The organism is uncultured Nostoc sp. (assembly GCF_964247315.1).
Lineage (GTDB): Bacteria > Cyanobacteriota > Cyanobacteriia > Cyanobacteriales > Nostocaceae > Nostoc.
The window spans coordinates 1-5,689 of record NZ_CAXTTT010000218.1 but is presented as its reverse complement, the minus strand read 5'-3'; the positions used below and the strand labels follow the sequence as shown (position 1 = coordinate 5,689).

The 5,689-nt window shown below is 41.7% G+C and carries 5 protein-coding genes; 4 read left to right on the top strand and 1 reads right to left on the bottom strand.

Translation table 11 applies throughout. From position 1 onward, the window contains the following. A partial coding sequence (locus ACFE93_RS33745; RefSeq protein ID WP_375480347.1) for a response regulator occupies nt 1–1,664 on the top strand: 1,664 nt, incomplete at its 5' end. Then, the gene (locus ACFE93_RS33740) at nt 1,661–2,629 is read left to right on the top strand and encodes a diguanylate cyclase domain-containing protein (protein ID WP_375480345.1); all 969 of its coding nucleotides are present in this window, start codon (nt 1,661–1,663) and stop codon (nt 2,627–2,629) included. The genes ACFE93_RS33745 and ACFE93_RS33740, both read left to right, overlap by 4 nt. Nucleotides 2,630–2,679: 50 nt before the next feature. Here ACFE93_RS33740 and ACFE93_RS33735 read toward each other — a convergent pair whose 3' ends face one another. Next, a complete protein-coding gene (locus ACFE93_RS33735) occupies nt 2,680–3,816 on the bottom strand; it encodes a cob(I)yrinic acid a,c-diamide adenosyltransferase (protein ID WP_375480343.1) in 1,137 nt (378 codons plus the stop codon). A gap of 237 nt (nt 3,817–4,053) precedes the next feature. Between ACFE93_RS33735 and fraC the strand changes: the two genes are divergently transcribed. Both fraC and fraD read left to right on the top strand, forming a co-directional pair. Beyond that, entirely contained in the window at nt 4,054–4,593 is a 540-nt protein-coding gene (fraC, locus tag ACFE93_RS33730; RefSeq protein WP_375480341.1) for a filament integrity protein FraC, read from the top strand. A gap of 59 nt (nt 4,594–4,652) precedes the next feature. After that, on the top strand, nt 4,653–5,660 hold the full coding sequence (gene fraD / locus ACFE93_RS33725; RefSeq protein WP_375480339.1) for a septal junction protein FraD: 1,008 nt from the start codon (nt 4,653–4,655) through the stop codon (nt 5,658–5,660). Nucleotides 5,661–5,689: the final 29 nt, after the last annotated feature.

The following is a 5,689-nucleotide window of genomic DNA, read 5'->3' as shown; positions in this document are numbered from 1 at the left end:
CCCTTATCCCCAGAGGGGGCCCCACCTTCCCCAATTCCCAATCTGAAAAAGAGCAACTTCTTTATGAAATTCAATTTGCGATCAAAGATACAGGTATTAGCATCGCACCAGAGAAAATAGAGCGATTATTTCAACCCTTCACTCAGGCTGATGTCTCCATGACTCGACGATATGGTGGCACAGGGCTAGGACTGGCAATTAGTAAGCGGCTCAGTAAGATGATGGGCGGCACTCTTTGGGTAGAAAGCCAGGGATTTATTGGTGGCAATCCTAGCCCTAGATGGGATAATGAAAAATTATTATCATTCCCTCACTCTTCACCAGGTTCAACATTTTACTTCACCATTATTACCAAAGTGCCTGCTCAGTTAGAACAACCTGAATTAAGTACTTCGCCGCTGCTTGCGTCCAAGCGACTATTGATTGTGGATGACAATCTGACCAATCGCCAAATTCTCAGCCTGCAAGCAGAGTCTTGGAAGATGGAAACTTATGCTGCCAAATCTGGCAAAGAAGCTTTAGTTAAACTTGCTCAGGGAACGCAGTTTGATATTGCTATTTTAGATATGCAGATGCCAGAAATGGATGGCATAACTCTAGCTCGTCAAATCCGCAAGCAATCTGGTTGTCAAAATCTGCCTTTGGTGATTATGACCTCTTTAGCGAAAGTAGAAACTTATTCTGACTTTAATGATGTCCAGTTTGCTGCTTCTTTGAGTAAACCGATCAAACACTCTCAACTCTACGATGTTATTACCCGTGTTTTGGGAAATCAGCCGATCCTAGCCAGGATTGCTCATTTTCCCTTGGTAGATCGGCATTTGGGCCATCGACTGCCACTGCGGATTCTTCTGGCAGAGGACACGGTTGTTAATCAGAAAGTTGCCCTACTGATGCTACAGAAAATAGGTTATGAGGCAGATGTTGTCAGCAATGGGCTAGAAGCGATCAAAGCTCTGCAAAAACAGCGATTTGACGTAGTGTTGATGGATGTTCAGATGCCCAAAATGGATGGTTTAGAAGCAACTCGGAGAATCTGTCAAGAATGGGAGGTGGATTTTCGTCCGTATATCATCGCCATAACCGCCAATGCCATACGAGGCGATCGCCAAGTTTGTCTTGCTGCTGGTATGGATGACTACATTAGCAAACCCATTCAACTGCAAGAGTTAGCTCAGGCACTCAGCAAATGTTTACCCCACAGAAATTTTGAATTCACTTCCATCAAACAACAAAAGGAAGTGATGCGCCCAGAATTGCCACCTTCGCTAAATATCTTACAGTCAGGGGAAAACCAGACATTAAAAAGCGCGAAAATTGATGCCAAAATCCTTCAATCCTTGCAGGATATGGTTGGAGGAGATCGTGTGGCATTTGCTGAACTAATTGAGTGTTATCTTACAGAGACAGCCAAATTAGTGCAACATATCAGCACAGCGATCGCAAGTCAGGATATGCAGACTATATGGAAGACAGCGCACAAACTCAAGTCCAGCAGTGCTTCTGTTGGAGCGATCGCCCTAGCGCAGCTTTGCAAGGTGTTAGAATCACAGGCACGCAGCAGTAAATTAGAAAACAATCTAGAATTACTTTCACTACTATATCAGGAATATGAACAAGTTAAAACTGCCTTAGAAAAAGAACTTGCGAAGGAAGTACCATGAAAGCCACTGCTGAAGAAAGCCAATCTTTAGTTTTAATTGTTGATGATGATCCTTTTAGTCGTCTGACGCTGCGGAATTTCTTAAAACAGGAAGGCTATCAAATAGCGGAAGCTGAAAATGGCATAGAGGCAATAAATGTTTTCAACCAACTGCACCCTGATATAGTACTCCTTGATGCCATAATGCCGGATATGGATGGATTCGAGTGTTGCACTCAGTTGGAACTTCTAGATTGCAACAAGCGCACTCCAGTTTTAATGATTACAGGACTTGACGATCGAGAGTCAGTTGACCGTGCATTTGCAGTGGGAGCAACAGATTTTGTTACCAAACCGATTCACTGGCCAGTTTTGCGACAACGGGTAAAACGCTTGATTCAGCAATCTCAGTTACAGCAAAAACTGGAAGCCGTAAATCTGGAATTGCAGCGATTAGTTACTATCGATGGATTAACTCAAGTAGCTAATCGCCGAGGATTTGAAGAGTATTTTTACCAAGAGTGGCAGCGCCTAAAACGGGAGCAACGTCCGCTTTCTCTAATTCTTTGCGATGTTGATTTCTTCAAATTATATAATGATACATACGGGCATCGGGCAGGCGATCGCTGTCTTCAGAAAATTGCTCAAGCTTTCAAAGATATTATTAAACGTCCCGGAGATTTAGTTGCCCGCTATGGTGGGGAAGAATTTGCTGTGATTTTACCTAACACAGACACCAAGGGGGCGACTCATGTTGCAAACATAATTTGTCATGCTGTCCGAACACTAGCAATTCCTCATCAAAATTCCCAAGTTAGTTCTTACGTAACTATTAGTGTTGGGTTTACGACAGAAATTCCTCAGCCAGATTCTGATTTAGAAGAAATGATTGGCGCAGCGGATCGGGCATTATATGAAGCAAAGGCAGCAGGACGCGATCGCTTTGTGCAAAATATTCTATCACCCGAAAGTACAAATTCCCGCTAATGTGCCAACATTCAGTTATCTGCCCAATGCCCCATTCCCTATTCCCCCATTTAAAAATCTACACCTCGTTTAAGTTCTACACCTTGATTAGCATAGTGTTTGTGGCAATAAACTTCTGAGTGGACGCTAGCCAAATCAAAGTACGCGGGTGGATTTTGGCAACGGCCAGTGATAATAATTTCGGTATCGCGGGGTTTGCGGAGTAAAGCTTGGACAATGGGTTCAACGGGGAGTAGTTCTAAGTCAACAGTGGGGTTGAGTTCATCGAGAATAATAGTTTTATACAATCCAGAGGCGATCGCAACTTTTGCAATTTCCCAACCTCGTTCGGCTTCTACGTAGTCTAATTCTTGTCGGGAATTTCGCCAGACGATCGCATCTCCACCGCAACGCTGATGATCCACCACTTCTGGATATGACTGCTGCAAGGCGGCGATCGCTGCGTCTTCTGTGTAGCCAGTACCACCTTTGAGCCACTGCATAATCAACACACGGGTAGACCCTGGATGATTAATTCCTCTACCAATCGCCTGTAAGGCTTTGCCCAAAGCACTGGTAGACTTGCCTTTACCAGCACCAGTATAAATTTCAATCCCTTCCAGGAAGAGAGCTTTGGCTGTTGGGTGGTGATGAGGTTTCATTTCTGAGTGCAAATCTGCAATATCGAGCAACTTTTGGGGTGCGGCGCGTCCGGTAGCAATGATTTCCAACTCCTGGGGTTTGGATTTTAATGTCTTTACCACTTCATCCACTGGTAGCAAACCTAAATCCAAAACTGGGTTAATTTCATCCAAAACGACAACTGAATATAAACTACTAGCGATCGCACCTTTAGCGACATCCCAACCCCGCATTGCTTCATCTCGGTCAAAGGTGGTAATTTCCTCATGCCCAAAAAATTCCGCTCTCCCGGTGCGAACCTGGTCAATTAAATGGGGAAACCCGCGTTGTAAAGCTGCGATCGCGCCATCTTCGTCATAATCACGTTCCGGCCCTTTTAAAAACCGCAGCAGTAAAACACGATTAGAATTGCTAGGCGTATTTATTCCCAAGCCAATGGAGCGCAAAACCACCCCCAAAGCCGCTTGAGATTTACCTTTACCCAGACCATCGTAGACGTGAATTTGACCAATAAGCCGTTCTTGACGCGCTTGCGCTGTCCGAATACCAATACCGTTCCTTGTCATCTCTCGAAAAGTTATAACTATGGCAGTCTTTAATCTTACCTAACCTCTTGTACTCTCATCTTAGAAACTGCCCCTCTAACGCGTCTGTAAAAGGGTCAGTTCGATCTATTAACAATATCAATAGAGGAATACTGGCACACCCGCATAGTAAAGGACAAGAACAATGGGATAATTTCCCCCATCACCCTTACTATCCCAGTTATACTCACTACAGTTAACCCTTACCCTTAACCATTTATGCCTGACAATTGGATGCTTCCCAGGATTTTTCCCATTGGTGGATTTCTGTTTGACTTTTTATTTGTACTGATTGCCATCCCCATCGAAGCTTATGTTTTGCATTCTCGACTAAAATTTGACAAAAAAACCAGTACTTTTTATGCAATTTCTATCAATCTGTTTTCGAGTGTAATTGGTTGGTTGATATTTTTTGTATCAGAACCACTGTTGCCGATACAGGTGAAATCAGAATTAATTAACTATATGCTTTTTAATAATTTTAAATCGTCGAATACACAAACTTTAATTATTTTAACTGCTTGTATAATTTTTTTTACTACGTTTTTGATGAAATTTTTCATTTTAAGGGTTTTGCTATTCTCATTAAATGAATCATTTGCTAAAAAAGAAGAGGATACTCAAACATCTCAGCGGCTGCAACGGCGTCGTTTTAGCACCCTGAATTTCCAAAATACTAATTTAGTTACTACTATACTAATAGCAAATTCTCTGAGCTATAGTGCAATAACCATTATTTTATTATTTCGTTCAAAATAGCAATAAACTACTTGTTTAATTTAGAAAAAATGATTGATTGACCGTATTTAGGGAGGAATATGAATACGCTACTAAAAGATTTCTTTGGTGTTTTTAAATTTGCTGAAGGGCTTTATGCAGGAATTAGAAAAATATTAGTTCCACCCAAAGCTTATTCTTGGCAGACATTTATTTATTTAAGTATTTTTTCTTGGGTACTTTCATATTGTGCCACAGGTTATATCAAAGATATAATTGCCTTTTTCGGTTGGTTATTTTTAATTGCTGGTACAGCTTGGTATACAACTGAAGATCCTTTGAGGGTTCCTGGTACTTTTATGCCAGTCGGGGCAGTAATCACCGGATTCTTAGTGAGTGTTTTTGCATTTGGAGATCAACGAGATGTAATTACACCCAGAACAATCGTTTTTTGGCCGACAATTTCAGCACTAATTACGGCAATACCAGAGTTTATTGAAGGAAATGACACTGATGCAAAAGCTCGCATTCCTAAGCCAGAAGACCGCCAAAGAATTATAATTTTAGTTGCTAGTAGTATGCTGCTAAGTTGCTGGATTCAGTTTCACTTTGTGATGGATAATTGGTTACGACAATATCCTAGTTTACAGGCAGATACTTTTAAAAATAGTACCTTTGTTCCCAGAACAGAAGAATTAGTAAAAATTCCCCAAAACGGCGTTGTAATTCTAGAAAAACTTCAACCAATGGTAGTAGAACAAATAGCCAAAAGACCTTGGTCAGAAGTAGAAAAATGGTTGCTAGATGCGAAACAACGGGTAGGAAATCTGGGTAGGGGAATAATTCAAAAAAACCTGAATAAATATGAAGAGAAGGAACTATGGCGCGTTGAACCGCGTGTAGCTAATACAAAGTCTGGATATATATTAGATTTATTAAGTATTTGGATAGGCCCGAGTTCTAACCCACGAGGCTATTACTTAAAAAAATCTTGTCGCATTGAACCAGTTGCAGCAACTAATAATTCAGAGAATAAGATTACAATTGCAGAAATTGAATGCGATCGCGCCAGTAAATTAATTTCTGGTTCACCGCCTCCGCAGCAGTGAGGAGTGGGGCAGGGGAGGCAGAGGGGCAG

Coding starts and splice junctions, on each gene's coding strand:
- ACFE93_RS33740 (WP_375480345.1), top strand. CDS start 1,661: ATGAAAGCCACTGCTGAAGAAAGCCAATCTTTAGTTTTAATTGTTGAT.
- ACFE93_RS33735 (WP_375480343.1), bottom strand. CDS start 3,816: ATGACAAGGAACGGTATTGGTATTCGGACAGCGCAAGCGCGTCAAGAA.
- fraC (WP_375480341.1), top strand. CDS start 4,054: ATGCCTGACAATTGGATGCTTCCCAGGATTTTTCCCATTGGTGGATTT.
- fraD (WP_375480339.1), top strand. CDS start 4,653: ATGAATACGCTACTAAAAGATTTCTTTGGTGTTTTTAAATTTGCTGAA.